This window comes from Finegoldia magna (assembly GCF_018371055.1).
Taxonomy (GTDB): domain Bacteria; phylum Bacillota; class Clostridia; order Tissierellales; family Peptoniphilaceae; genus Finegoldia; species Finegoldia magna_I.
The window spans coordinates 1-2855 of the sequence record NZ_JAGYZD010000214.1 but is presented as its reverse complement, the minus strand read 5'-3'; the positions used below and the strand labels follow the sequence as shown (position 1 = coordinate 2855).

At 30.1% G+C, this 2855-nt stretch carries 3 protein-coding genes; all 3 read right to left on the bottom strand.

What is annotated here, in order from left to right:
- Positions 1-169 precede the first annotated feature (169 nt).
- Positions 170-1234 carry a selenide, water dikinase SelD gene (gene selD, locus KHW44_RS08120; RefSeq protein WP_304068250.1) on the bottom strand — a complete coding sequence of 355 codons (1065 nt, stop codon included), beginning with the start codon at positions 1232-1234 and terminating at the stop codon, positions 170-172.
- A 12-nt stretch (positions 1235-1246) separates the two neighbouring features.
- Positions 1247-1885, bottom strand: coding sequence for a helix-hairpin-helix domain-containing protein (locus KHW44_RS08115; RefSeq protein WP_304068248.1), 639 nt, complete (start codon positions 1883-1885; stop codon positions 1247-1249).
- A gap of 99 nt (positions 1886-1984) precedes the next feature.
- Positions 1985-2855 (bottom strand): C40 family peptidase (locus KHW44_RS08110; RefSeq protein ID WP_304068246.1); only part of this gene is annotated, 871 nt, incomplete at its 5' end.

Below are 2855 nucleotides of genomic sequence, written 5' to 3'. Positions count from 1 at the left end.
TCACTAAGCAAAAAATCATAGTAACCTTTTTTTAGTTTTTCAAGTGCATCTTCAATTGTAGAACATTCTGAAACTTCATAATTTTCATCATTAGAAAAATTCAAAATAATCTCATCTTTATATACATTAGATGGAAAAACTAACAGAATTCTAAGTTTCATAAGATTGATTAGATTACTTCAATAAAGTGATCTGTTTTTTCCTTTACTCTTCCTATTATATTTCCAACTTGGCCAGATTCGTGTAGTTTTTCTACAAGTTTATCAGCATCTTCCTTAGATAATGCAATTAATAATCCACCTGATGTTTGAGGATCAAATACTAAATCATCTATGAAGCTGCTAACATTTTTGCTGATTTGTACATCATTTCTGATAAAGTTTCTGTTGTCATAAGCTCCTTTTGGAACTAATCCTAAGTTAACGAATTCTTCTACTCCTTCGAAAATAGGTAAGTTTTGTGAATCAATTTCTATTGTTAAATCAGATCCCTTAGCCATTTCAAGTGCATGACCACACAAACCAAATCCTGTTACATCAGTAGCAGCATGAACTTCCAGTCCATCGCATGCTTCCTTAGCGTATTTATTCAATGTAGACATAGATTTGATAACTTCATCAAATAATTTTTGATTATCCATTCCACCTTTTATAGCAGTATTTACAATTCCTACACCTAATTTTTTAGTTAATACAACTACGTCACCTACTTTAGCTGTAGAGTTGGCCCAAACTTTATCAGGATGGTTTATTCCTGTCACAGACAATCCATATTTAGGTTCATCATCTTGAATTGTATGACCACCAACTAACAGACATCCTGCTTCTTTAGCCTTATCAGCACCACCCTTTAGGATTTCAACTAAAATATCTTGATTCATACAATCAGAAAAACAAACAATATTTAAAGCTAACAATGGATCTGAACCCATAGCATATAAATCACTTAAAGAGTTTGCCGCAGCTACTTGACCAAATGTATATGGGTCATTAACAACCGGTGTAAAGAAGTCTAGAGATTGAATTAAGCATAAATCATCTCTTACTTTATAAACAGCACAATCATCGCTTGTATCTAATCCTACTACAAGATTATCATCATTTACTTTTTCAAGGTGACTCAATACCTCAGCTAATTTACCAGGTCCTATCTTTGCTGCACATCCAGCTGTTTGAGTAAACTCAGTTAATTTGACATCTTCTGGTTTAATTGTTTTGTACTTTTTGTCTAACATTTTTTATCTCCTTTAATCTATAGTTATTAAACTTTTCAATGATTCAAAAGTTTTATCGCCAATTCCATCTACATTTTTTATTTCTTCAATTTTTTTAAATTGATTTTTCTCTCTAAATTCTATTATTTTTTTAGCTTTAGAAGGTCCAATACCTGGTAATGTTTGCAATTTATTGCTATCAGCAGTGTTAATATTTACAAGACTATTTGAATTATTATCTTTTATTGTAACTATATCTGAGCTTTCTATGTTATTGTTTTGTGCTTTTGAAGTTTCTGTTTTTGATGGGATATAAACTTTCATCTCATCTTTTAGCTTCATCGCCAAATTTACACTTTTCTTATCAGCATCTTTTGTGAAGCCACCTGCTATTTCAACAATATCTTTGATTCTATCTTCTTTTTTAAAAGGATAGACACCAGGTTTGTTTACACAACCATCTATCTGACACATCTTAGTAGAATTATCTTCAGCGTTTTGTGTATTATTTTCAGACTGCTTATTTACGCTTTCTGTTGATTTTGTATCAACAAAAGCTTGAATTTGATTGTCATTCAAATTATCAGAATTAGATTTATAATAACCAAAACCAGCTAAAACAACTATTGCCATACCAATTAAAATTTTATCTTTAGAAAAATTGAAATTCATAGTGCGCCTCTTATATCTATATACTCTATAATAACATATGCACAAGCAATTCGTCCAATAAAAAAAGCTACTGGCAATAATTGCCAATAGCTAAAGATTTTAGTTTAAGATTCTTCTTGCTGTTACAAATGTATTTGAGTAATAGTTTGAGTCAATGTCTGAAATAATTACACCTGTTGATGGTGTAGAAGCATGAATCATTTTTCCATTACCAACATAAATCCCAACGTGAGAAATATTTCCTGAACCATTTGTACTAAAAAATAACAAATCTCCTTGTTTTAAATTGCTTTTACTTACAGGATATCCATTATTTGATTGTGCAGCTGAATTTCTATAAAGAGAAATACCGCAAACTTTATTATATAAATAACTAGTTAATCCAGAGCAATCAAATCCTACTCCTGGTTGTGCAGAACCCCAAACATATCTTTCTCCTAAATAATTATAAGCTGCTTGAGCTACAGCACTGCCAGAACCACCTTTATTAGATCTTACAACCTTAGAGTTAGAATCTTTTTTGTAAGAATCTTTAACTTCTGTGTTTTTTGTTTGGTTTGATTCAACTTTACTATCTTGAATATAATTTACAGAAATATATCTTCCTTCAGAAAGTTTTAGCCAATATTTTCCTTTGATACCACTAACTTTAGTACCTTTTTCTAATACTGAAACTACATTAGAATCCATACTGTATTTATCTCTAACATTAACAGATTCTTTTACATATCCAGTATAGTTACTTCCTTCAAATTTTATAGAATTTGATTTATTTACTTGTTCTTTGTTCTTTGCTTCTGAAATTTGAAGTTTATCTTTTTGCTTTTCTTCAATTTTACTATTTTGCAAGTATTTAATACTAATAAAACCATTATTTCCATTTACAGAAGTTTTGAACCATCCATCTTCAACTACACCTTGTACTTTAGTGTTTTTCTCTAATACACCTAGTTTATTAGAGCTGATTGAT